18 protein-coding genes and 1 rRNA gene are annotated in these 22,875 nt (G+C 74.2%); 4 read left to right on the forward strand and 15 right to left on the reverse strand.

The features are described 5' to 3' along the window. The 6 genes from C7C46_RS11035 to C7C46_RS11060 all read right to left on the reverse strand — a co-directional run. Positions 1–192: flavodoxin-dependent (E)-4-hydroxy-3-methylbut-2-enyl-diphosphate synthase (locus C7C46_RS11035; protein ID WP_181442296.1), on the reverse strand; the 192-nt coding region annotated here is incomplete at its 3' end. Between the two features lie 118 nt (positions 193–310). Next, a complete protein-coding gene (locus C7C46_RS11040) occupies positions 311–1,618 on the reverse strand; it encodes a M50 family metallopeptidase (protein WP_110668336.1) in 1,308 nt (435 codons plus the stop codon). 76 nt (positions 1,619–1,694) lie between these two features. Next, positions 1,695–2,939: a 1-deoxy-D-xylulose-5-phosphate reductoisomerase gene (gene dxr, locus C7C46_RS11045; protein ID WP_110668337.1), complete on the reverse strand. Its 1,245-nt coding sequence runs from the start codon at positions 2,937–2,939 to the stop codon at positions 1,695–1,697. Between the two features lie 110 nt (positions 2,940–3,049). Continuing rightward, positions 3,050–4,492 (reverse strand): aldehyde dehydrogenase family protein, encoded by a 1,443-nt coding sequence (locus C7C46_RS11050; RefSeq protein WP_110668338.1) that lies wholly within the window; start codon positions 4,490–4,492, stop codon positions 3,050–3,052. 99 nt (positions 4,493–4,591) lie between these two features. Further along, on the reverse strand, positions 4,592–6,199 hold the full coding sequence (locus C7C46_RS11055) for a PucR family transcriptional regulator (RefSeq protein ID WP_110668339.1): 1,608 nt from the start codon (positions 6,197–6,199) through the stop codon (positions 4,592–4,594). A 186-nt stretch (positions 6,200–6,385) separates the two neighbouring features. After that, complete coding sequence (locus C7C46_RS11060; protein ID WP_245984350.1) at positions 6,386–8,449, reverse strand: type IV secretory system conjugative DNA transfer family protein; 2,064 nt, start codon at positions 8,447–8,449, stop codon at positions 6,386–6,388. A gap of 249 nt (positions 8,450–8,698) precedes the next feature. Here C7C46_RS11060 and gabT point away from each other — a divergent pair, with 249 nt between their 5' ends. The 3 genes from gabT (at position 8,699) to C7C46_RS11075 (ending at position 11,785) form a co-directional block, all read left to right on the forward strand. Next, the gene (gene gabT, locus C7C46_RS11065; RefSeq protein ID WP_110668340.1) at positions 8,699–10,039 is read left to right on the forward strand and encodes a 4-aminobutyrate--2-oxoglutarate transaminase; all 1,341 of its coding nucleotides are present in this window, start codon (positions 8,699–8,701) and stop codon (positions 10,037–10,039) included. Positions 10,040–10,253: 214 nt separating this feature from the next. Next, positions 10,254–11,174 carry a phosphatase PAP2 family protein gene (locus C7C46_RS11070; protein ID WP_146259052.1) on the forward strand — a complete coding sequence of 307 codons (921 nt, stop codon included), beginning with the start codon at positions 10,254–10,256 and terminating at the stop codon, positions 11,172–11,174. A 77-nt stretch (positions 11,175–11,251) separates the two neighbouring features. After that, positions 11,252–11,785, forward strand: coding sequence for a MarR family winged helix-turn-helix transcriptional regulator (locus C7C46_RS11075; protein ID WP_220040595.1), 534 nt, complete (start codon positions 11,252–11,254; stop codon positions 11,783–11,785). Here C7C46_RS11075 and C7C46_RS11080 read toward each other — a convergent pair. Next, positions 11,688–12,617 carry an EamA family transporter gene (locus C7C46_RS11080; protein ID WP_110668350.1) on the reverse strand — a complete coding sequence of 310 codons (930 nt, stop codon included), beginning with the start codon at positions 12,615–12,617 and terminating at the stop codon, positions 11,688–11,690. The two genes, C7C46_RS11075 and C7C46_RS11080, sit on opposite strands and share 98 nt — an antisense overlap. Positions 12,618–12,742: 125 nt before the next feature. On the opposite strand from C7C46_RS11080, the gene C7C46_RS11085 reads away from it, so the two are divergent. Continuing rightward, positions 12,743–13,666: a LysR family transcriptional regulator gene (locus C7C46_RS11085; RefSeq protein WP_110668351.1), complete on the forward strand. Its 924-nt coding sequence runs from the start codon at positions 12,743–12,745 to the stop codon at positions 13,664–13,666. Positions 13,667–13,699: 33 nt separating this feature from the next. Here C7C46_RS11085 and C7C46_RS11090 read toward each other — a convergent pair whose 3' ends face one another. From C7C46_RS11090 to rrf, 8 genes are all read right to left on the reverse strand, one after another. Further along, the gene (locus C7C46_RS11090; protein ID WP_110668342.1) at positions 13,700–14,467 is read right to left on the reverse strand and encodes a ZIP family metal transporter; all 768 of its coding nucleotides are present in this window, start codon (positions 14,465–14,467) and stop codon (positions 13,700–13,702) included. A gap of 98 nt (positions 14,468–14,565) precedes the next feature. After that, positions 14,566–16,209 carry a restriction endonuclease gene (locus C7C46_RS11095; RefSeq protein ID WP_110668343.1) on the reverse strand — a complete coding sequence of 548 codons (1,644 nt, stop codon included), beginning with the start codon at positions 16,207–16,209 and terminating at the stop codon, positions 14,566–14,568. A gap of 133 nt (positions 16,210–16,342) precedes the next feature. Next, positions 16,343–18,052, reverse strand: coding sequence for a hypothetical protein (locus C7C46_RS34935; RefSeq protein ID WP_110668344.1), 1,710 nt, complete (start codon positions 18,050–18,052; stop codon positions 16,343–16,345). A 214-nt stretch (positions 18,053–18,266) separates the two neighbouring features. Next, entirely contained in the window at positions 18,267–18,608 is a 342-nt protein-coding gene (locus tag C7C46_RS11105; RefSeq protein ID WP_110668345.1) for a cupin domain-containing protein, read from the reverse strand. Between the two features lie 145 nt (positions 18,609–18,753). Beyond that, on the reverse strand, positions 18,754–19,413 hold the full coding sequence (locus tag C7C46_RS11110) for a YigZ family protein (protein ID WP_110668346.1): 660 nt from the start codon (positions 19,411–19,413) through the stop codon (positions 18,754–18,756). Between the two features lie 76 nt (positions 19,414–19,489). Beyond that, positions 19,490–20,788, reverse strand: a complete 1,299-nt coding sequence (locus C7C46_RS11115; RefSeq protein WP_110668347.1) for a DUF6986 family protein — start codon at positions 20,786–20,788, stop codon at positions 19,490–19,492. Positions 20,789–20,977: 189 nt separating this feature from the next. After that, on the reverse strand, positions 20,978–22,573 hold the full coding sequence (locus tag C7C46_RS11120) for a DUF2637 domain-containing protein (RefSeq protein WP_110668348.1): 1,596 nt from the start codon (positions 22,571–22,573) through the stop codon (positions 20,978–20,980). A 147-nt stretch (positions 22,574–22,720) separates the two neighbouring features. Further along, positions 22,721–22,837: ribosomal RNA gene (rrf, locus tag C7C46_RS11125) — 5S ribosomal RNA — on the reverse strand. Positions 22,838–22,875 lie beyond the last annotated feature (38 nt).

Consider the following 22,875-nt stretch of genomic DNA (forward strand, 5'->3'; position numbering starts at 1 on the left):
CGAAGCGGTCAGCTGCGCGATCTGCTGCAGCGTCGCGTTCACGTCCGAGGTGAGCGTGGTGGTCATCGACTGCACCGAGACCGGGGCATCGCCGCCGACCGGGACGTTGCCGACCATGATCTGCCGCGAGCGGCGGCGAGTGGCCAGCGGCTTGGGCGGCAGGGACGGAATACCGAGCGAGATCGCGGTCATGTGCGCAGGGTTCCCCGGAGTAGAGGTGACGGACGCCGGGCGCGCAGTTCGATCGCACACCCGGCGTCCAACGGTACGGCACCGGGGTACCCCCGGACGCACGCCCCCTGGGCCCCGCCTAACTGATCTTCACGGGGTTGATCACGTCGGCGATCATCACCAGCAGGGTGAAGCCGATGAAGATGCTCGCCACCACGTAGGCGACCGGCATCAGCTTGGCCACGTCGAAGGGGCCGGGGTCGGGCCGCCGGAACAGCCTGGCCGTGTTGCGGCGCACCGACTCCCAGAGCGCGCCCGCCACGTGGCCGCCGTCCAGCGGCAGCAGCGGCAGCATGTTGAACAGGAAGAGCGAGAGGTTGATCCCGGCCAGCAGGGTGATCATCGCGGCCACCTTCTGACTGGGCGGCAGCGGCAGCGAGAACATCTGCCCGCCGACCCGGGCCGCGCCGACCATGCCCACCGGGGAGTCGGCCTGGCGCGGGGTGCCCTTGACCACCGAGTCCCACAGCGCCGGGACCTTGCCCGGCAGCGCGGCCAGCGAGTGCAGCCCGCTGTCGGCCAGGTCGGTCATCCGGGTGATGCTGTCGGAGAAGCTGAGCGGGACCACCCCGGTGGTCGGGGTGATTCCCAGGAAGCCGGCGCTGACGGGCTGGCTGTTGGGGATCGGGTCGCCGTACTTGTCCAGCTTGGCGAGCTTGTTCTCGGTGATGTGGGCGGTCAGGGTCAGCTGGGCACCGTTGCGCTGCACCACGATCGGCACGGTTCGGTTGAAGGAGTTGCGGATGTCGTTGGACAGCTGCTGGTAGGTGGAGATCCGGTCCCCGTCGAAGGACAGGATCCGGTCCTTGGGCTGCAGGCCGGCCACCGCGGCCGGCGACTGCGGGGCGTTGTCGCAGTTGTTCCGGTCCGGCGCGGTCACCGGGACCACGCACTGCGAGACCGAGCTGACGACCGGCATCGACTTCGCCATGCCGAAGCCCATCATCGCCACCAGGAAGAGCACGAAGGCCAGGATCAGGTTCATGAACGGCCCGGCGAACATCACGATGACGCGCTTCCAGGGCTTCCTGGTGTAGAACAGCCGGTCCTCGTCGCCGGGGAGCAGCTCCTCGTAGGAGGCCTCGCGGGCGTCCTCGATCATCGAGCGCCAGGGCGAGCTGCTGCGCTTGGTGATCCGCCCGTCCGCGCCGGGCGGGAACATCCCGATCATCCGGATGTAGCCGCCCAGCGGGATCGCCTTGACCCCGTACTCGGTCTCGCCCTTCTTGCGCGACCAGATCGTGGGTCCGAAGCCGACCATGTACTGCGGCACCCTGATCCGGAACAGCTTGGCCGTGGACAGATGGCCGAGCTCGTGCCAGGCGATCGAGAAGAGCAGCCCCACGAAGAAGACCACGATGCCCAGCACCGTCATCGCCGTACTCACCGCTGGTCCTCCGTCATGTCGCTTCCACCGGCCCAGGCCATCATGCCTCCACTGCCAGGTCAGATAACCGCATCGGTCAGCCGGCCGCCAGCTCGCGGGCCCGGGCACGCGCCCAGGCCTCCGCATCCAGGACGTCCTCGAGGGTGAGCGAAGTTCCCGAGCGCGGCGTGCCGTGCTCGGCGACCACCTTGGCCACGGTGTCCACGATGCCGGTGAAGGCCAGCCGCCCGTTGAGGAAGGCGTCCACGCACTCCTCGTTGGCGGCGTTGAACACGGCCGGCGCGGTACCCCCCAGGGTGCCGACCTCGCGGGCCAGGGCGACGGCCGGGAAGGCCTCGTCGTCCAGCGGGAAGAACTCCCAGGTCGCGGCCTTGGTCCAGTCGCAGCCCGGGGCGGCGTCCGGCACCCGGTCCGGCCAGCCCAGGCCGAGCGCGATCGGCATCCGCATGTCCGGCGGGCTGGCCTGGGCCAGCGTCGAGCCGTCGGTGAACTCCACCATCGAGTGCACCACCGACTGCGGGTGGACCACCACGTCGATCCGCTCGAACGGGATGTCGTAGAGCAGGTGTGCCTCGATCACCTCCAGGCCCTTGTTGACCAGGGTGGCCGAGTTGATCGTCACCACCGGACCCATCGCCCAGGTCGGGTGCGCCAGCGCGTCCTTCGGGGTGACCCCGGCCAGTTGCTCGCGGCTGCGGCCGCGGAACGGGCCGCCGCTCGCGGTCACCACCAGGCGGCGCACCTCGCGCGGGGTCCCGGCGGTCAGCGCCTGGAACAGCGCGGCGTGCTCGGAGTCCACCGGCACGATCTGGCCGGGCGCGGCCACCGCCCTGACCAGCGGGCCGCCGACGATCAGCGACTCCTTGTTCGCCAGCACCAGCACCCGCCCGGCCCGCAGCGCGGCCAGCGTCGGGGCCAGGCCGATCGAGCCGGTGATGCCGTTGAGCACCGAGTGGCAGGGCAGCGCGGCGAGTTCGGCCGCCGCGTCCGGCCCGGCCAGCACGGTGGGCAGCCGGCGCCCCTCGGCCCGGGCCGCCAGCGCGGCCCGCAGCGGCGCCTCGGCCTGCGGGCGGGCCACCGCGACGGTGTGCACGCCGAGCCGGAAGGCCTGCTCGGCCAGCAGCTCGACCTGACCGCCGGCCGCGGAGAGCGCGACCACCCGGAACCGGTCCGGGTTGCGCAGCACGATGTCGATGGCCTGGGTGCCGATCGAGCCGGTGGAGCCGAGGATCACCAGCTCCCGCGGAGCTGACACGCCTTCAGTGGGCGCAGCGTCGACGACCGGGCTGAAGCGCAGCTGGGGGTGGGCGAGCGAGTTCATGGGGACCATTGTGGCCCGAGCCGCCCGCCGCCCGCGCCGCCGGAGGGTCCGCGGGACGGCGGCGGCCCCCGGCTCCGCGCTGGAGCCGGGGGCCGCCGGGGCCGTTCGGGTCAGAGGTCCAGGCCGGTGAGGACCAGGACGCGCTCGTAGGTGAAGTCGTCCATCGCGTACTTGACGCCCTCGCGGCCCACGCCGGAGTCCTTGACGCCGCCGTAGGGCATCTGGTCGGCGCGGTACGACGGCGCGTCACCGATGATCACGCCGCCCACCTGCAGCTCCCGGTGGGCCCGGAAGGCGGTCTGCACGTCGTGCGTGAACACGCCCGCCTGCAGGCCGAACTTGGAGTCGTTGACCGCCGCGAAGGCCTCCTCGGTGGAGTCCACCCGGTGCAGCGAGAGCACCGGGCCGAACACCTCGGCGGTGGCCAGGATCGCGTCGGCGGGCAGGTCGGTCAGCACGGTCGGGGCGTAGGTCGCCCCGTCCCGGGTGCCGCCGGTGAGCGCCTTGGCACCCTTGGCCACCGCGTCGTCGACCCACTCCTGCACCCGCTTGGCGGCGTTCTCGTCCACCAGCGGGCCCACGTCGGTGGCGTCGGCGGACGGGTCGCCGGTCACCTGGGCCTGCACCTTGGCCACCACCTTCTCGGCCAGCGCGTCGTACACCGCGGCGTCCGCGATCACCCGCTGCACCGAGATGCAGGACTGGCCGCCCTGGTAGTTGGCGAAGGTGGCGATCCGGGTGGCGGCCCACTCCAGGTCGGCCTCGCTGGACCAGTCGGCCAGCACCACGGCCGCGGCGTTGCCGCCGAGCTCCAGGGTGACGTGCTTGCGCGGCACCGAGTCCATGATCTGGTAGCCGACCCGGTCCGACCCGGTGAAGGAGATCACCGGCAGGCGGCGGTCCTGGACCAGCGCCGGCATCTTGGCGTTCTCCATCGGGAGCACGCTCCAGGCGCCCTCGGGCAGCTCGGTCTCGGCCAGCAGCTCGCCGAGCAGCAGCGCGGAGAGCGGCGTGGCCGGGGCCGGCTTGAGGATGATCGGGGCGCCCACCGCGATGGCCGGGGCCACCTTGTGCGCCACCAGGTTGAGCGGGAAGTTGAACGGGGCGATGCCCAGCACCACGCCCTTGGGGAACCGGCGCACCACCGCGAAGCGGCCCACGCCGCCCGGGTCGGTGTCCAGCCGCATGGTCTCGCCGTTGGTCCGGCGGGCCTCCTCGGCGGCCCAGCGGAACACCGAGGCGGCCCGGCCGACCTCGCCGCGGGCCCACTTGACCGGCTTGCCGTTCTCGGCGGTGATCAGCCGGGCGATCTCCTCGGTGCGCTCGGTGAGCCGGCGGGCCACGTGGTCCAGCGCGGCGGCGCGCACGTGCGCGGGGGTGGCGGCGAAGACCGGCAGCGCGGCGACCGCGGCGTCCACCGCCTGGTCCACCTGGGCGTCGGTGGGCACGCTGACCGTGCCGACCAGACTGCCGTCCCAGGGGTGGTGGACCTCGAAGCTGGACTCGCCGGTCGCCGGACGGCCGGCCAGCCAGAAAGCGTGGGTGGTGGTCACGGTGCTACCGGCCCTCTCCTCGGTGGTGATACCCGGCCCACGGTAGGGGGACCGGCAGCCGAAACGGATTGGCCAAGGTGGCACAGTGCCGACGGGTCTTTACTCCTCGCCGGAGCGCAGCGCCAGCCAGAGCTCCATCCGCACGTCGGTGTCGTCCAGCGAGCGGCCGAGCAGTTCCTCCACCCGGCGCATCCGGTACCGCAGGGTGTGCCGGTGCACGCCCAGGTCGGCCGCGGCCGAGTCCCACTGGCCGTGCCGGGAGAGCCAGGCGCGCAGGCTCGCCACCAGGTCGCCGCGGGCGGTGCGGTCGTGGTCGCGCAGCGGGCGCAGCAGGCCCTCGGCGAAGGCCGCCACCGCGTCCTCGCCCAGCAGCGGCAGCAGCGAGCCGGCGCCCACCTCCTCGTGGCCCACCGAGCGGCGCCCGCCGCGCAGCGCCACCGCCAGGGCCCGCTCGGCCTGGGCGTAGGCCACCCCGGCGTCGTCCACCGGGGCCGGCGCGGAGACGCCCAGGGCCAGGCCCTCGTGCTCCTCCACCGCGCCCAGGCAGGACCGGTGCACCGCGCCGCCGTCCACCGCGAGCAGCACCAGGCGCTCGGCGTGCGGCACGCCCTCCTTCGGGTCGGTGACCGCGGGCTCGCGGGCCACCAGCAGCTTCTCGCCGGCCCGCCCGCCGGCCTGCTCGGCCCGCTCGGCCAGCTCGGTCAGGTCGTGCACCGGAACCTCCGAGTCGGCCTGCTCGGCACCGGGGGCGGCGCCGGCCACCAGAATCCGTATGGTGCCCTCGGGCAGGCCGCCGAACAGGCCGCTGGCCACCTGGCGGGCCGTCACCACCTGCCCGGCCAGCACCAGGCGCAGCAGCGCGGCGCCCATCCGCTCCTCGGCGTGCCGCAACTCGCGCGAGCGCTCCAGGGTCAGCGTGAGCAGCGCGACGGCCGCGTTGAGCACGTACCGCTCGGTCGGGGTGATCCGGTCCTCGGTGCCGACCGCCAGGAAGCCGCGGGCCCGCCGGTCGGCGCCCAGCGACTGGACCACCACGAAGTCCTCGTCGGCGGTGTCGAAGCCCGGGGCCCGCCCCTGCAGCGCGGCGCTGGCCGGGGCCGGTCTGCGGCGCAACCGGTCCACCTCGGAGGCCAACCGGGCCGCGCGGCGGGCCGCCCAGTCCGGGGCCACCACGGACAGCGCGCCCGAGGAGTCGTACAGCGCGGCCCAGCCGCCCAGCCGGGTGGCCAGCTTGCGCACCACGGCGGCGGTGCCGTTCTGGCCCAGCGCGGCCCGGGTCAGCTCCTCCTGGGCCTCGAAGCTGGTGGTCACCGCCTCGTACTGCTCGGCCGCCAGCGCCGCCGAGACCGCCTTGCTGATCGCGATGAACGGGGTGGGCTCGGGCACCCGCAGCAGCGGCAGGCCGCGCTGCGCGGCCGCCTCTACCAGCGGCTGCGGCACCTCGGTGTGCGACAGGCCGACCCCCAGGCCCAGGCCCACCACGCCGGCGTCGGCCAGCCGGTGGACGTAGGCCTGCAGGCTCTTGGCGTTGGTGCCCAGCTTGATCCCGGTGGTGAGCAGCAGCTCGCCGCCCTCCAGGAACGGTGTCGGGTCGTCCAGCTCACTGGTGTGCACCCAGCGGACCGGACGCTCCAGGTGGTCCGCGCCGGCGAGGACCGTCAGGTGGAGCGAGGAGTTGCGCACGACGGAGGCGAGTGTGGGGGGCATGGCACCTTCGGGGGGACGACCCGGTGGCCTCGTCGCTACCGGGCGGGCTTCACTGCGGGGAGTTGTGGCCTTCCCCCTCATTATGGACGCTTCGGACAACCGCTGGTGCCGAATCCTCCGGAGCGTAGCTAACCGAGCGCCCGTTCCCCCAGCACCCTGCGTGACTCCGCCCGCGCGACCGACCGGTCAGTCCCGCAGGTCGACCAGGAGCGGCGGCACCTGCTCGCCCGCCACCGTGGTCAGCGAGACCACCGCGTGCCCCGTCGGCAGGGCGTGCGCCAGATCGGACGGCGACCAGCGCTCCCGCTCCACCTCCCGGGTGGTCACGCTCTCGGTCTGCGCGGTGGTCCCCGCCAGCGCCTTGCGCACCAGTCGGCCCGCCTTGCGCAGCACCCCGCCGGAGGTGTCGGGCGCCAAGGTCACCGCCCGCTCCCGCACCACCACGGTCCCCCAGGCCTCGGAGAACAGCTTGCCGTCCCACGGAGCGATGCCCGGGAACGCCATCCGGCACCCCACCGCCCCGAACAGCGGCACCCGCAGCGCCTCCGGCAGGTCCACCAGGCTGCGCAGCAGCAGCACCGCGCCCGCGTTGGCCGCCCGCAGCCGGCTCAGCCCCTGCACCGCGCCCAGGTCCAGCGCCGCCGAGGCGTCGTCCACCACCAGCCCCGCGAACAGCGAGCGGTCCGCCCGGGCCACCGCCGCCTGCAGGAACTGGCCCACCACCAGGCGCGCCAGGATCCGGGCCGCCTCCGGGTGACCACGCTCGGGCAGCTTCACCCGCACCCGCAGCGGGTGCTCCAGCGCCCGCATCGCGAAGGCCGGCCTGGCCCCCGGCTCGCCCTGGCTGAAGCACCCGGCGAAGGCCGGCCGGTCCAGCAGCGCCAGCCGGTCCGCCAGCAGCGCCCCCGGGTCGTCCGCCTGCCCCTGGCGGGCGCGCCGCTGCTGCACGTCCGCCTCGTGCACGGCCGACAGGCCCCGCTCGCGCAGCGCCGCCACCAGCTCGCCCCAGGCCGCCGCCTCGCCACCGAGCAGCGCGCGCAGCTCCCGCACGCCCGGGTAGCGCCCGTACCCCGCGTGGAACGGGCCGACCACCTGCTGCAGCGCGATCCGCGCGCTCTGCGCCCGGGCGCTCAGCTCGTCCGGCAGCAGGGCGTCCGCCAGCCGCGCCGCGGCACCGTCCGGATCGGCGGCCGCCCCGTACAGGTCCAGCCCGTACCCCGAGGCCGGGTCCCCCGGGGCGATCACCACGTCGTACCCCTGGTCCGGGCCAAGCTGCGCCTCGGCCGCGCCGACCACCACCACGCAGGCGGTGCGGGCCAGCGCCTGCAGGCACAGAGCCTCAGCCACGGGTCGGGCCAACCGGGCCGTCTTCCCCGTCCCGGCCGGCCCCACCGCGAGCAGCGAGGTGCCGAGCAGCTGGGCGTCCAGCGCGAAGCCGGCGCCGCGGTGGGCCGCCGGGTTCTTCGGCACGTCCTGCACGGTCCCCAACCGCACCTGACCCACCAGCAGATCGTGCTCCGCGGTCCGCCCCACCAGGTCCCGCGCCTCGGACGGGTGCACGCACGCAGCCGCCCCCCGCCCCGCCACCTGCTCCGCGAACGCGGCCAACAACCCCGGCTCGCGCACCACCTCCTGGTACACCCGGTTGATCCGCACGTAGTCCACGTCGGTCACCTCCCCCACCCGGGTATCCCGATCCACGGCCGCCAACTCGATCCGCGCCGCCCGCAACACCCCCCAGGGGTCGGCGGCCGGCTCTTCGGGCGTGACCTGCGCCGGGACCAGAGGTGTTCCGTCCTCCGAAGTGATCGCCCGTGCGCGCAGCTGGACCGACTCGTCGCGCACCCGGTCGGCGTACTGGTGCAGCCTGCGCGGCGAGAGGAAGCGCCGGTACACCTCCTTCCAGCGGCCCATCCGACCGAAGAAGTAGATGACCACGGCCGCCACCGGGGCCGCCTCCAGCAGCAGCACGATGAGCGCCTCGAAGCCTTCGAGCCCGCTGATCCCCAGGAGTTCCGCCTCCCAGACGGTTCCCTGCCAGAACACCACGGCCCCGACGACCAGATTGAGCAACGCCCTGATCAGCAGTATCCCGGTGGGGACCGGCTGTTCGTCGTCCTGTGGCAGCACCTCGCCCGGCCGGTATCCGAGCCGGTAGACACCCCCCGGCGCCACCGGCCGGGGCTGGGCCACCCACGTGTCCAGACGGCTCACCTGGGGCGTGCCCTGCTTCAGCGACCGCTCTGTCATCCCCGCCCCGCTCCCCTGCCCCGGCATGACTGGTGCCTGGCCTGACTGGTCAGCCGTTTACCCGTGCCGCCCCGGTGGTGACACGCCCGGGCTCAATGTAGTGGAGCGGGCACCGCGGGCAGTGGTGCGGCAGGGCTGGCCGGGGCGGACAAGTCGGACGGACCAGTGCTCCCCCGTGGCGCATGCCCGGGTCCGGGTGGCGGCCGTAGCCTGCGGAGACCGAGGCAAGCCGATCCCCTGGAGATACCCATGAGCGCCGCACCGCTGCTCCCGCAGGAGCGCCGACTGGTCACCGCGATCCCCGGCCCCAAGTCGCAGGAGCTGCAGGCCCGCAAGCTCGGCGCGGTGGCGGCCGGCGTGGGCACGACGCTGCCCGTGTACGTCTCGCGCGCCGGCGGCGGCGTGCTGGAGGACGTGGACGGCAACAGCCTGATCGACTTCGGCTCGGGCATCGCGGTGACCAACGTGGGCAACAGCGCCGCCGCCGTGGTCGCCAGGGCCACCGAGCAGCTGGCCGCGTTCACCCACACCTGTTTCATGGTGACCCCGTACGAGGGCTACGTGGCGGTGGCCGAGCAGCTCAACGAGCTGACCCCGGGTGACCACGACAAGCGCACCGCGCTGTTCAACTCCGGCGCCGAGGCGGTGGAGAACGCGGTGAAGATCGCCCGCGCCTACACCAAGCGCACCGCGGTGGTCGTCTTCGACCACGGGTACCACGGCCGGACCAACCTGACCATGGGCCTGACCGCGAAGAACATGCCGTACAAGCACGGCTTCGGCCCGTTCGCCCCGGAGATCTACCGGGTGCCGGTGGCCTACCCGTACCGCTGGCTGACCGGCGCGGAGAACTGCGCCGCCGAGGCGGCCGCGCAGGCGATCGACATGATCAACAAGCAGATCGGCGCGGAGAACGTGGCCGCGATCATCATCGAGCCGATCCAGGGCGAGGGCGGCTTCATCGAGCCGGCCAGGGGCTTCCTGCCGGCGATCGTCGAGTACGCGAAGGCCAACGGGATCGTCTTCGTCGCGGACGAGATCCAGACCGGCTTCTGCCGCACCGGCCAGTGGTTCGCCTGTGAGGACGAGGGCATCGTCCCGGACCTGATCACCACGGCCAAGGGCATCGCCGGCGGTCTGCCGCTGGCCGCGGTGACCGGTCGCGCCGAGATCATGGACGCCGCGCACGCGGGCGGCCTGGGCGGCACCTACGGCGGCAACCCGGTGGCCTGCGCCGCCGCGCTGGGCTCGATCGAGACCATGAAGGAGCTGGACCTCAACGCCAAGGCGCAGCGGATCGGCGAGGTCATGCTCGGCCGGCTGAACGCGATGGCCGAGAAGTTCGACGTGATCGGCGAGGTCCGCGGCCGCGGCGCGATGATCGCGATCGAGCTGGTCAAGCCGGGCGGCAAGGAGCCGAACCCGGAGGTGACCGCAGCGGTGGCCAAGGCCTGCCACGCCGAGGGCCTGGTGGTGCTGACCGCCGGCACCTACGGCAACGTGCTGCGCTTCCTGCCGCCGCTGGTGATGCCGGAGCACCTGCTGACCGAGGGCCTGGACATCCTGGAGAACGCCTTCGGCGCCATCTGACAGCACGCCTGACGACGCGTCGGCCCAGGCTGACCCCTCGTCAATCCGGTGCGCCCGAGCCGCTTGCGGCCGGGCGCACCGGCACGTCCGGGGCCGGTCGCCGCGAGCAGACGCACGACCCCTGGTGGAGGTTGCCCGAACTGTGGTGAAGATGCTGTGCGGACCCCGGGGAGCGTGGCCCGCCGGCAATCCGGTTGACGTACTGTCGAGACAGATGGACAGCGAGCCCGTTCCTGCGGTCGGCCGACCGATCCGCGAGGACAACGAGGACAACCAGGCGCCGACCACGGCGCCGCCAAAGGACCGATCGACCGGCCGTCCGGCCCATACCCCCCGGGGCGCACGGAGCGGCGATCACCCCAGCCGCCCCGGGACTCTCCCCCCCGTCCCGGGGCGGCTCCTTCGTGTCCGCGCCCTGCCGGCCGCCCTGGTGCTGCTGCTCGCCGTCACCTCCTGGCAGGTGGCCGCCGACGGACCGCTGCTCGGCCTGGACCGCTGGGTGCGGCAGGGCGTGGCGCAGCTGCGCGCGGCCGGCGGCACCGCGCTGGACCGGCCCGCCCACCTCCTCGCCGACCTGGGCGGCACGGTGCCCGCGATCCCGCTGCTGCTCGGCCTCGGCGTGCTGGCCGCCTGGCGGGCGCGCGGGCGGGGTGCGGCGCGCTGGTGGCTGCCGGTGCCGGCGGCGGCGCTGGCCGCGCTGCTGATCCCGCTGCTGGTGGTGCCGGCCAAGGCCTGGTTCGCCCGGCCCGGTCCGCTCGGCGAGCCGATGCTGCCGCACGAGTGGGGTTGGTACCCGTCGGGGCACACCACCACGGCCTGCGTGAGCTACGGGGTGGCCGCGCTGCTGGTCGGCCGCACCCTGGCGCCCGCCCGGCGCCGGTGGCTGTACCCGGCGACGGCGCTGCTCGGGTCGGCCGTGGGCTGGGGGCTGATCTGGTGCGACTACCACTGGTTCCTGGACGTGCTGGCCGGCTGGTGCCTGGCCGGCCTGCTGCTGCTCGGGTACACCGCCCTCCTCGACCGGCTGCAGCCCGAAGACCGACAGCAGCCTGATGACCGGCTGCAGCACGAAGACCGACAGCGGCCCGGAGTCCGACGGCCACCCGAGCACCGACAGCGGCCCGGAACAAGCTGAGCCTGGCTCATCATGTGGCTGGCTCGCTACCGGCGGCGAACGCTAGGCTGAGGCCCCGCCCCGCCGAGGAGAGCCGCATGACCAGCCCGTCCCTGGACCCCGCCGAGGGCGCGGCCGAGCTTGCCGACGAGCTGACCCGGGCGATGAAGCGGATCCGCCGCCACACCGTGCACCGCCTGGAGCCGCACGGCCTGACCCCGGCCCAGGGGCGCGCGCTGCGGGTGCTGGCACACGCGGACCGCTGCGAGAGCCCGGGGCGGGCGATCCGGCTGAACGAGCTGGCCGAGCGGCTGAACATCGCCCCGCGCTCGGCCACCACCGTGGTGGACGCGCTGGAGCAGGCCGGCCTGGTGGCCCGGGTGCCCGATCCGGCCGACCGGCGGGCCGTCGGCCTGCGGCTGACCGCGGCCGGCCGGGCCGCGGTGGACCTGCTGGCCCAGGTGCGCCAGGAGGTGGCCGAGGAGTACTTCAGCGGCACCGACCCGGCCGACCTCGCCGTGATGCTGCGGGTGCTCAGGACCGCGGAAGCGGCGCACGCCCGGCGGCAGGCCGAGCCGGACGCCGACCGGACGTCAGCAGCGCCGCCGCCCGCCCCGGCCGCAGGACGCTGAGCCCGATCCCGGCGATCACCAGCAACGCGGCCGCGCCGGCCGCCGGGGTGATCCGCTCGCCCAGCAGCAGCCAGGCCGAGCTCATCCCGAACACCGGGACCAGCAGCGAGAACGGCGCCACCGCGCTCGCGTCGTAGCTGCGCAGCAGGAAGCCCCAAGCGGCGAAGCCGAACAGGGTGGAGAGCAGGCCGACGTAGGCCACCGCTCCCAGCCCGGCCGCGTCGATCGAGCGCAGCGCGTGCAGGTCGGCCGAGCCGCCCTCGACCAGCAGCGACAGCCCCAGCAGTGGCAGCGGCGGCACCGCGCTGACCCAGACCATCCAGCGCAGCAGGTCCGGCGGCGCCGCCTTGCGGGTCAGCACGTTGGACAGCCCCCAGGCCACCGCCGCGGCGATCACCAGCGCGAAGGCCTTGACCGGTCCGCCCAGCCCGTGGTCCACGGCGGCCAGCAGGACCCCGGCCGAGGCCAGCGCCAGGCCGGCGATCCGCTGCCCGCCGGGCCGCTCGCGCAGCAGCACGGCCGCGAACGGAACGGTGAAGACCGCCTGGCTCTGCAGCACCAGCGAGGAGAGGCCGGCCGGCATGCCCGCGTGCATGCCGAGGAAGAGCAGGCCGAACTTGACCACCCCGAGGACCAGGCCGACCGCCAGCACCCAGCGCCAGGCCACCCTGGGCCGCCCGACGAAGAAGACGGCGGGGACGGCCACCACGGTGAACCGCAGCGCGCAGAAGAGCAGCGGCGGGAAGTTCTTCAGTCCGACGTCGATCAGGACGAAGTTCAGTCCCCAGACGGCCGCGACCAGCACGGCGAGGGCGAGGTGACGGGGCTTCAGCTGGGCGGGGCCAGTGGTCGGTGCGGGCATGGCACGAGCATGGCCGACCACGACAGTTCAGCACCAGCGAAGGATACTGACGCGAACTGTTCAGCATTGCTAATCCATCCGACACAATGGGTCCCGTGATGGATCTCGGACGTCTGCGGGCGCTGCACGCGGTCGCGGTGCACGGCTCGGTCGCCAAGGCGGCGGCCTCCCTCGGCTTCACCTCCTCGGCCGTCTCCCAGCAGATCGCCAAGCTGGAGCGGGAGACCCGCACGGTGCTGCTGGAGAAGCAGGGGCGCGGAGTGGTGCTCACCGACGCCGCCCGCGAGCTGGCCGGCACCGCGCACCGGGTGCTGGCCCTGGTGGAGCAGGCCGAGGTGACCCTGGAGGAGCAGCGCGGCGCGGCCGTCGGCCGGCTGCTGATCGCCGCCTTCGCCACCGGCGCCCGCGGCCTGCTGCCCGGCGTGCTGGCCGAGTTGCGGGACAGCTGCCCGGAACTGGACGTGCGGCTGCTGGAGAGCGACCCGTACGCCGCCTGCGAGCTGGTGGCCCGCGGCGAGGTGGACCTGGCGCTGGTGCAGGACTGGCCCTCGGTGCCGCTCCCGGTGCCGGCCGGGGTGTCCCGGGCCGACCTGGGCCTGGACCAGGTGGACCTGCTGCTGCCCGCCGACCACCCACTGGCCGCTCTGGCGGTGGTCCCGGTGGAGCGGCTGCTCGGCCGGCGCTGGACCAGCGTGCCGGCCGGCAACATCTGCCACGACTGGTTGGTGCGGACCCTGCGCGAGGCCGGCGAGGAGCCGGACGTGCTCTACCAGGTCGGCGAGTTCGAGACCCAGATCGCGCTGATCGCGGCCGGCCTGGGCCTGGGCCTGGTGCCGCGGCTGGGCCGCGGTCCGCTGCCCGCCGCGTTGGTGGCCCGTCCGGTACTGCCGGAGCCGACCCGACGGGTCTTCACCCTCTGGCGCACCCAGGCCTCCCGGCGCCCGGCGATCACCGCGGCGCTGACCGCGATGCAGCGGCACTGGGCCCTGCTGGCGACGGCTGACCACCCCTCAGGCTGACGGCCCCTGGCCCCTGGCCGAGCTGACCGACGCTCAGCTGGCCAGCGCCACCACCAGCCACATGAAGCCGACGCCCAGCACCGTGCAGAGCAGCGTCGAGCGGGACGGGTGCGGGCTGTGCGCCTCGGGCAGGATGTCGGCGGTGGCCAGGTAGAGCAGGAAGCCCCCGAAGAATCCCAGGTAGAGGCCGAGCAGGTGCTCGGGGATGGTGAACGCCAGGGTGATCGCCGCCCCGGCGACCGGGGCCACCGCGTCGGCCGCCAGCAGCGTGACCGCCCGGCGCCGGTTGTTCCCGTACAGCCGGGTCACCGTGTAGGTGTTGAAGCCGTCGGCGAAGTCGTGCGCGACCACCGCTAGCGCCACCACGGTGCCGACCGTGGTGCCGGCCTGGAAGGCGGCACCGATCGCGAAGCCGTCCATCACACTGTGGCCGACCATGGCGGCCGCCGCGGTCAGCCCGACCCCCTCGGCCCGGCCGCCGTGGTGGGCGTGCGCGTGGCCGTGCGCGTGGGTGTGGCTGGCGTACTCCCCCTCGTGCGCGCGGTGGATCGCCACCGAGCGCTCGATGCAGTGGATCGCCAGGAACCCGGCCGCGAACATCAGCAGCGGCTGCGGCACCCCGAGCAGTTCCTGCGGGGCCTGGGCCATCGCCTCCGGCAGCAGGTCGAAGGCGACCACGCCGAGCATCAGCCCCGCCGCGAAGCCCAGCACCAGGTGCCGGCGGTCCCCGGTGCGTTGGGCCACCAGGCCGCCGATCAGGGTCATCAGGAAGGCGCCGGCTGCCACGAGTACGGCGGTCATACCACTCCTCCCTCCCGGTGACCGTCCCGCCCAGCCTCGCCGCCGGAGCGCCGGCGCGCCCGTCAAAGGCCCACCTGCGGGTGCTTCCGGGTGAGCGGCTACCGACTGCCTACCGTCAGCGGCAGGCCCAGGTGGGTCTCGGCCATCGCGCGGAAGCCGTCGCCGTCGGCCAGGTGGATCTGCCGGAACTCCGCGCTCTCCGCCAGGTCCAGCGCCTCCTCGGTGAAACCGCCGGTGCTCAGCCACAGGCCGTGCCCCGCTCCCTCCTCGGCCACCGCCTCGGCCAGCGTGCGCACCTCCTCGGCCCCGACCGCGCCCGGTCGGCGGGAGGCGCAGACCACCCAGCGCCCCGGCAGCGCGCTCCGGTCCGCCCCGGTGCCGGTGGCCAGCAGTCCGGCGGGCCCGCGCAGCCGCACGCTCCAGTCCGCCAGCCCGCCCCGGGTCAGCACCTCGCGCACCAGCAGCGCGAACTCGCCGCCCGACAGGTCCGCCACGGCCGGCACCGCCGCCCCGGCGGTGGCGAACGGCCGCACCGGGGTGCGCGCGTACGGGTCAGGGCTGATCGCCGCACCCAGGTCGCGCAGCCGTACCAGTGCCTCGTCCTGCTCGGCGGGCGCGTACACGCCCGGCTCGGCCTCCTCGGCTGCGGCTGCGGCCGCGCCCTCCAACCGGGTGCGGGCCAGCGCGTCCCGGTCGGCGTCCACCGAGAGCAGGCAGTTGACCTCCGGCTCGCGCAGCCAGCCGTTGAGCACCACGCCCGCCAGGATGCCGTCGGTGTCCACCGCGTCCACCGCCTGCAGTGCCCGCAGCGCCAGCCGGGAGACCAGCCGCAGGTAGTCGGCGGCCCGGTCGGCCGGCGGCCGGGGCACGGGGTTGACCTCGCCGTCCGGCGAGAGCCGGTAGCCCTGCAGCGAGGGGACCAGGCCGAGCGGGGGCAGGTCCAGGTCGAGCACCGCGGTACGGGTCAGCGGCCGGAACACCGCGCGGCAGGGCGCGGACAGCTCCGGCGTGGAGGCCTCGGCCGCGGCCAGCGCCCGCTCCAGCAGCGACTCGACCGCGGCCGGCTCGGCCTCCAGGTAGGCCCGGTGGCACTCCTGCAGGCTGTCGTTGTACTCCTGTACGGCCCGGGCCCGGGCCTGCTCGGCCTGCTCGTGCGCCAGCCGGGCGGCCTCCTCGGCCGGGTCGACGGCCGCGGCCCTGTCCGCCCGCCACTGCCGCAGCGCCCGCTGGTAGGCCAGCCGGGCCCCGGCCAGCTCCCGCTGGTAGGTCGAGTCCAGCAGCCGCTTGGCCCCGGCCGCGGCGGCGCTCTCCCCCTCCTGCTCGACGGCCACCGGCGGGACGGGCGCGAAGTCGGCCCACCGCGGCTCCCGGGCCACCTGCTCGGCGGCGGGAGCCGCGGGGTAGGGTCGCGGCTCGTAGCTGCGCCGCTGGCTCTCGAAGTCCATCGGGGTGACCGGCAGCGCGAGCCGCATCAGCAGTCCGGTCAGCCGCTGCTGCTCGGCCTGCACGGTGGCCGTGCGATGGTGCGTCAGCTCGGCGGCCCGGCCGTGCGCGGCCACCTGCGGGTCCGACCCGCCGCCGGCCTCGGCCGGGCCGGTGGCAGTGGTCGGGCCACCCCCCGTGGTGAACCCGTCGACCGGCTCCGGGCCCTCGGTCGCCCCGCCGAAGACCGCGGCCAGGAAGCCGCCGCGCAGACTGCGGGCGGCGTCCAGGGCCGACGGGCGCTTGGCTGACTCCTGCATCGGCGGTCGGTCCCCCGTGCTCGTCCGGCGCTGTTGGGTGGCCGGGCTGGCACCGACCGGACGGCACTACCGTCCGTCCGACCGGAGGCTGGGGGTGGCATACCCCCTTCCGGCATTGTCCACTGATCCGCCCTCAGTTCGTCATGGTGTTGGTGAGATGCATGCCGATGTAACCGACGTAGATCCGGCCGCTGCCCGAACAGTCGTCCAGGTAGTGCAGCCGGGGCGCGGTCCGGCCGCCACCGATCCGCAGGTGGGCGCCCATGAAGGCGCGGCCGGACGGGTCCACCGAGGAGGGCACCGCGAACATCCGCTCCCGGCGCATCTTCCCGTGGCTGCACACCGTGCGGGACTCGCCGCGCACCGCCTTGCGCGGCGGGAAGTGGCTGCCGCCGGCGGGGGCGTGCTCGCACCACTGCTTGAAATCCCCGCCGGCTTCGCCGTGCACGGCCACCACGGCGTACTCCTGAAGGGCCGTCAGACCGTCCCAGGTGAGCTGGACCCAGTTGGAGCCCACCGTGTGGGCGTCCAGCGCCAGCGTCTCCTTCTCGTCACCGGTGAAGCTGAGCAGGGGGAACTCCTCGATCCGGGCGAGCAGTTCGGTGAAACTGCCCGGACCCCGCCGATCGCCGCCGGGTGGGCAGAGCCGCCCGGCGCCCGAGCGCAGCTGGGCACCGACCCGGCGCAGCGGGCCGCCCGACAGCTCGCTCTCGGTGCGCGGGCGCAGCTCGCGCCGCCAGGCGCGCGGCAGGCCGCGGCGGATCCGCCCGGCCTCCTCGACACCGCCGACCGGGAGCGGCTCCGGCCGGGCCGGCTCGCGCGGCGCCGCCAGGTCGACCGCTTCGGCGCCGCGCTGGGCCGGCGGCGGCACCCGCAGCTCCGGGACCCGGGCCAGCGGGGCGGGCAGCGGCGCCGCCTCGGCCAGCCGGCGGGGCTCGCGGGCCAGCAGTGCGGCGGCCCGACGCGGGTCCTCCTCGATCCGGTGCCGGGGCAGCACCAGGTGGCGCAGCGCGTCGCGCCGGGAGGCCGGGTCGACCTCGGGGAGGTAGGTCCGCACCGCACCGCCGTACACCGTGTGGTACTCCAGGGCGGTGTTGAAGACGACCCGGGCGGACTGGTCCAGCACGTAGCCGACGGCCAGGCCGGTGACGCCGTGCAGCAGCGGGTGCAGCACTCGACTCGTCCAGTCCCCCGGGTCCAGGTCGGCCGGAACGCTGGCCACCACGGTGGGCAGCCGGCGGGCCGGGTCGCACAGCTCGTCGATCACCGCGTCGACCTCGGCGGCGGTGACGATCCGGGGCAGCGCCCGCACCTCGGCGGTCGCGTCCAGGGCGTCCAGCAGGGGGAGCAGGCAGTGGGCGAGTTCGGGAATCGGGACGCGGCCCGGGGTGCGCGTACCGGCGGTGGCCGGCTGGTGCTCGGCGGCCAGTCGCATCCAACAGGGGCCGCCCTGCTGCTCGGTGACGGTCAGGGTGATCCGCTGGGCGCCGTTCGTCTCGGGGAGCCGGATCCGGCGGCGGGCGTAGCGGCCTGGCGGGCCCGGCTCGGACAGCGGGCCGCTGTCCCGGTCGAGCAGGACACCGGCGCCCAGGCGGTGGCGGGTGGCCAGGGGCGGGTCGTCATGCTCGCCGGCCACGGGCCCGGGATCGGGCGGGGGCTCGGCCCGGCCCTGCTGCTTGAGCCAGTCGGCCAGGCACTGGTCGGCCAGGTGGACCGCGTCGGCCAGGCGGTGACGGGTGGTCACCGTCATCCGGTAGGGCGTGCTCTGGCCCGGTGGGAACGCGGCGGACATGGCGGGGGTCGGGGGGGCTGCCGCGGCCGGCGCGGCTCGGTCGGAACTCATGGGTGGTGCCTCCGTGGTGCGCTGGTGGGGTCTGACGGTCCTCCATCGATGGGGTGAATGTCGGCTCCGGCCGGCAGCTGCCGACCGTGGTGCCTTGCCGGGAGAACGCCGCAGCCCGGAGCAGGAGTTCCTGCCCCGGGCCGGATTGATTCCTTCGGGTGTCGATCGGCCGAGCTCCGGCGCGCCGCGCACCGTTCGCGGTATAAAGGCTGGTTCAGCTCGCGGCGAGTGGCTGCCGCGGTCCGCGCCGCTGGACCGGCAGGCCGGCCGCGGCAACCCCGAGCTTCGGCGCGTCGGCCGGCACGGCCAGCTCACATCCGTCGACCACCAGGTAGTTGGCCAGGATCACCACCGGCTCGGTGCCCCGGTTCAGGCCGATGTGCACCTGCTCCGGCAGCTCGACCAGGGTCTCCCCGGTCCGGGTCACCTCCACCGTGCCGTCCTCCAGCACCCGGGTCAGCGTCCCGGCCAGCAGCACCGCCTCGACCCGGCCTGGGTGGTAGTGCCAGCCGGTGTTGGCCCCGGGGGCGATGGTGACAGTTCGGATCACGGTCATCTGAGGTGCTCCTGTGACTCGACGGTCACCCCAGGTTACTGACCGTCAGCCGTGCGGACGGTCGATTCCATGGGCTTTTGCCGAAAGGGCGTACGACTGCGACAGTTGTCCGCTCCTGCGCCCGTCGCAGAGCCACCTGTCCTGCTCAGGACAGGTCCGACCACGGCACCTCGACAAAGCTTTCGCCCACCGCGACCGCTTCGGCGGCGCCGCCGCTGGCCTCCGCCAACCAGGTCCGGAAGGCTGCCACCCGCTCGGCCGGCACCCCGACCTCGATCCGCACGCCGGCCGCCTCGTAGTGCAGTTCGCGCACCGTGTACCCGGCCGCCCGCAGCTCGTTCTCCAGTCGGCCGGCCCGGGTGTGGTCGGCCGCCACCTCCAGCACCGCCACCGGACGCCGCTCCACCAGCCCGACCTCGTCCAGCGCGGCCGAGACCGTCCCGCCGTAGGCCCGCACCAGCCCGCCGGCCCCCAGCAGAACTCCGCCGAAGTACCTGGTCACCACCGCCACCGTGTCGGTGACCCCGCGCCGGCGCAGCACCTCCAGCATCGGCACCCCCGCGGTGCCGCCCGGCTCACCGTCGTCGTTGGACCGCTCCCGCCGCTGCTCGGCACCGACCACGAAGGCGGTGCAGTTGTGCCGGGCGTCCCAGTAGCGCTTGCGGATGCCGGCGATGAACTCCTGCGCCGCCTCCTCGTCGCCCACCCGGGCCAGGTGGCAGATGAACCGGGAGCGCTTCACCTCGAGCTCGTGGCTGCCGTCCGCGCGCAGGGTCAGGTAGGGCCTGGGGACTGGCTGCGGCATGGCGGGCGGCGCTCCGGGTGGTCGGGGGACGGGACGGTCCACCCTAACCACCCGGGGCCGGCGGCACCCGGTGGGCTCAGCGGCCGGCCAGCTCGTCCAGCCGGGCCCGGTCCAGGCCGGTCAGGGCGGTCACCTCGGCCGGGTCCACGGCGCCGCAGTCCAGGCCGCGCAGCAGGTAGCCGCTGAGCGCCTTGGCAGTGGCGGGCTCGTCCATCACGTCGCCGCCGGCCTTGGCCACGTAGGCCGTCAGCCGGGCCGCCGCAGCCGCCAGGCCCTCGCGGTAGAAGGCGTAGACCGCCGCGTACCGGGTCGGCAGGTGCGCCGGGTGCATGTCCCAGCCCTGGTAGTAGGCCCGGGCCAGCGAGCGGCGGACCAGCCGGTGGTGGAGCGCCCAGGCCGCGAAGACCTGCTCGGTCGAGCCGGTCGGGATCACGTTGGTGGAACCGTCCGACAGCCGCACCCCGGTGCCGGCGGCGGCCACCTGCATCACCGCCTTGGCGTGGTCGGCCACCGGGTGCTCCATGCTCTGGTAGGCCGCGCTGACGCCGCAGGAGGCGCTGTAGTCGAAGGTGCCGTAGTGCAGGCCGGTGGCCCGGCCCTCGGCCGCCTCGATCAGCAGTGCGACGGTGGCCCGGCCGTCCGGGCCGAGGATGGCCTGGGTGGTCTCGATCTGGATCTCGAAGCCGATCCGCCCGGCGGGCAGTCCGGCCCGCTGCTCGAAGTCCTCCAGCAGCCGGACCAGCGCGGTCACCTGCTGCGGGTAGGTCACCTTGGGCAGCGTCAGCACCAGGCCCGCCGGCAGCTCCCGGCCGTCCTCCAGCAGGGTGCCCAGGAAGAGCTCCAGGGTGCGGATGCCCCGGTCGCGGACCGCGGCCTCCATGCACTTGATCCGGATCCCGAGGTACGGCGGGGCGCTGCCGTCGGCCACCGCGGCCGCCACCAGTTGGGCCGCGCGGACCGCCGCGGCGTCCTCCTCGGCGTCCGGACGCGGGCCGTAGCCGTCCTCGAAGTCGATCCGCAGGTCCTCCACCGGCTCGCGCTCCAGCTTGGCCCGGACCCGGTCGTACACCTCGCTCATCAGCTCGTCGGCCGGCACGCCGAGCGCCTGGGCCAGCGCGGCCGGAGTGGCGGCGTGCTCGTCGAGCGCGGCCAGCGCCTGGCGGCCCCAGTCGGCGACGGTGCCGGCACCGAACGCGTCGGCGGGCACGTAGACCGTGTGGACCGGCTGCCGGGTTCCCGGGTCACCCGGGAACCGGGCGGCCAGCTCGGCGTCCACCGGCGCGAGCAACGCTGCGACGGCGGCCTTCGCGGCCGGCGAGAAGCCCGGGCCCTCCGGGGCCGGTCCGGCGGTGCCTCCCAGCTCGACCTGCGACATCCCGCACTCCTCCGCACTCGTTCAACAGATTGTTGATTGACGGTAAGTGCGGCGGCCACCGGGCGTCAATGGTCGCCCGGCGGCCAGGATCGGCGCTGTGGAGTTGTCGATTTGTAGCTATGGACGAGGGTGAAGCCGTAGACGGGGAGATGCCGTGGACGGGTCGGCGCCGCAGACGACGCCGGGCGGTCAGTCGCGGCCGAGCGCCACGTACCGGTTCTGCAGGTCGGGCCAGATCCGGTCCATCTCGCTGCGGGTCGGCGGGGTGCCCGGGCGGCGGGTCGAGCTGACGCCGTACTCGGCGAACAGGTACTGGGCCAGCCGCTCCGGGTCCGGGTCGCTGGCGTAGGTCTCCTGATAGGTAATCAGCGCCTGGACGCCGAGGTCCACGGTCAGCTCGGGGCCGTGGCCGAAGAACTCCTCCTCCGGCTGCGGAGCCGGCGGGGTCCGGGGGGCGAACACGTTGTCGCCCTGCGGAGCGGACTGGGGCTGGGGCTGGGTGGACGGGGCGGGCTGCGGCTCCTCGAAGGGCAGCCGGGTCTGCTCGGCCAGGGCGAGCAACTGGGCCGCGGTGCGCTGCGGGCGCTCCTGCGAAGCGGGCGCGGGGCCCGCCGCGGGCTGCGGCACCGGGGCTGCGACCGGGGCCGGTGCAGGTGTCGGGAACGGGACAGCGGCCGGGGCCGGAGCCGGGGCCTGCTGGGCAACCGGCTGCGCGGGGACGGGCGTGGGAGCCGACTGGTGGTCAACCACCTGCGGCTGCACGGGCGCGGGGCCGTCGGCAGGTCCGACCGGACGAGCCGCGAACCAGGCGGACTGGCGCGCCGTCGGCTGCTCCGGCTGCTGGTCCGTCTGCTGCTGTCCCAGCGGTCGAGGCCTCTGCTGATCACCCGGCAGGTTGGGCTTGATGTCCCGCAGTGCCGTCACCGTCCGGCCTACTTTGACCGGCTTCGGCTCCGCCGACCAGCTTGCCTGCTCCTGCCCGTCCCGCCAGCGGTTGGCCGCCAGCTTGGTCAGCAGCGGAACCGCGGTCTCCAGTGACACCGCCGGCCTGGCCGCCTCGGCACTCCCCTGCGGGACCCCGGCCGCCTGGGCCGCCGCCACCTGCGGCTGCGGATCGATCCGGTCCAGCGCGGCGATGTCCAGCGGGACACCGAACTTGGCCAGCTTCAGCGGGAGCAGCGCCTGGATCGGCGCCGAACGACGCCAGCCCCTGCCGTAGCGGAACCGCAGCTGCGCCTTGTACACCAGCCGGTTCTGCTCCAGCCGGATCACCTCGTCGTAGGAGCGCAGCTCCCACAGCTTCATCCGACGCCAGAGCCGGAAGGTCGGCACCGGTGACAGCAGCCAGCGCATCAGCCGGACCGACTCCATGTGCCGGTCCGCCGTGATCGCCGCGATCCGCCCGATGGCATGCCGGGAGGCCTCGACCACCACCACGAAGAGCACGGGAATCACCGCGTGCATGCCCATCCCCAGCGGGTCGCCCCAGGAGGCGGCCGCGTTGAAGGCGATGGTGGCCACGGTCAGCAGCCAGGCTGCCTGCCGCAGCAGCGGGAAGGGTATCCGGAGCCAGGTCAGCACCAGGTCGAGTGCCAGCAGCACCACGATGCCGGCGTCGACACCGACCGGGAACGCATACGAGAAGGCGCCGAAGCCCTTGTGCAGGGCCAGCTCGCGCACTGCGGCGTACGACCCGGCGAAGCCGATCCCGGAAATCAGGCAGGCCCCGACGGCAACCACACCGAGCAGCGCGCGGTGCGCGCGGGTAAGGGATGGACGTGCCATTCGTTGATCAACCCCAGCGTGTCGACGTGGACCCTCGGGATCCTACTCGGACACGCGTTCACCCCCTGCGGCTCCCCCACCCGCAACGACCCCTTGAACGCGAAGAAGCCCCCAGCCATAAAGGCCGGGGGCTTCTTCTGAAAGATTGTTCGGCGGCGTCCTACTCTCCCACAGGGTCCCCCCTGCAGTACCATCGGCGCTGTAAGGCTTAGCTTCCGGGTTCGGAATGTAACCGGGCGTTTCCCTCACGCTATGACCACCGAAACACTATGAAACTATCGGCCGCACCCACCCCCGACATA

This window comes from Streptomyces tateyamensis, from assembly GCF_003205575.1.
GTDB classification, from domain to species: Bacteria; Actinomycetota; Actinomycetes; order Streptomycetales; family Streptomycetaceae; genus Kitasatospora; species Kitasatospora tateyamensis.

Bases quoted from the DNA above. Each gene is read 5' to 3' on its own strand.
- C7C46_RS11105 (WP_110668345.1), bottom strand. From the start codon at position 18,608: ATGACCGTGATCCGAACTGTCACCATCGCCCCCGGGGCCAACACCGGC.
- C7C46_RS11070 (WP_146259052.1), top strand. From the start codon at position 10,254: ATGGACAGCGAGCCCGTTCCTGCGGTCGGCCGACCGATCCGCGAGGAC.
- C7C46_RS11110 (WP_110668346.1), bottom strand. From the start codon at position 19,413: ATGCCGCAGCCAGTCCCCAGGCCCTACCTGACCCTGCGCGCGGACGGC.
- C7C46_RS34935 (WP_110668344.1), bottom strand. From the start codon at position 18,052: ATGAGTTCCGACCGAGCCGCGCCGGCCGCGGCAGCCCCCCCGACCCCC.
- C7C46_RS11075 (WP_220040595.1), top strand. From the start codon at position 11,252: ATGACCAGCCCGTCCCTGGACCCCGCCGAGGGCGCGGCCGAGCTTGCC.
- C7C46_RS11090 (WP_110668342.1), bottom strand. From the start codon at position 14,467: ATGACCGCCGTACTCGTGGCAGCCGGCGCCTTCCTGATGACCCTGATC.
- C7C46_RS11055 (WP_110668339.1), bottom strand. From the start codon at position 6,199: ATGCCCCCCACACTCGCCTCCGTCGTGCGCAACTCCTCGCTCCACCTG.
- C7C46_RS11120 (WP_110668348.1), bottom strand. From the start codon at position 22,573: ATGGCACGTCCATCCCTTACCCGCGCGCACCGCGCGCTGCTCGGTGTG.
- C7C46_RS11095 (WP_110668343.1), bottom strand. From the start codon at position 16,209: ATGCAGGAGTCAGCCAAGCGCCCGTCGGCCCTGGACGCCGCCCGCAGT.
- dxr (WP_110668337.1), bottom strand. From the start codon at position 2,939: ATGAACTCGCTCGCCCACCCCCAGCTGCGCTTCAGCCCGGTCGTCGAC.
- gabT (WP_110668340.1), top strand. From the start codon at position 8,699: ATGAGCGCCGCACCGCTGCTCCCGCAGGAGCGCCGACTGGTCACCGCG.
- C7C46_RS11060 (WP_245984350.1), bottom strand. From the start codon at position 8,449: ATGACAGAGCGGTCGCTGAAGCAGGGCACGCCCCAGGTGAGCCGTCTG.
- C7C46_RS11115 (WP_110668347.1), bottom strand. From the start codon at position 20,788: ATGTCGCAGGTCGAGCTGGGAGGCACCGCCGGACCGGCCCCGGAGGGC.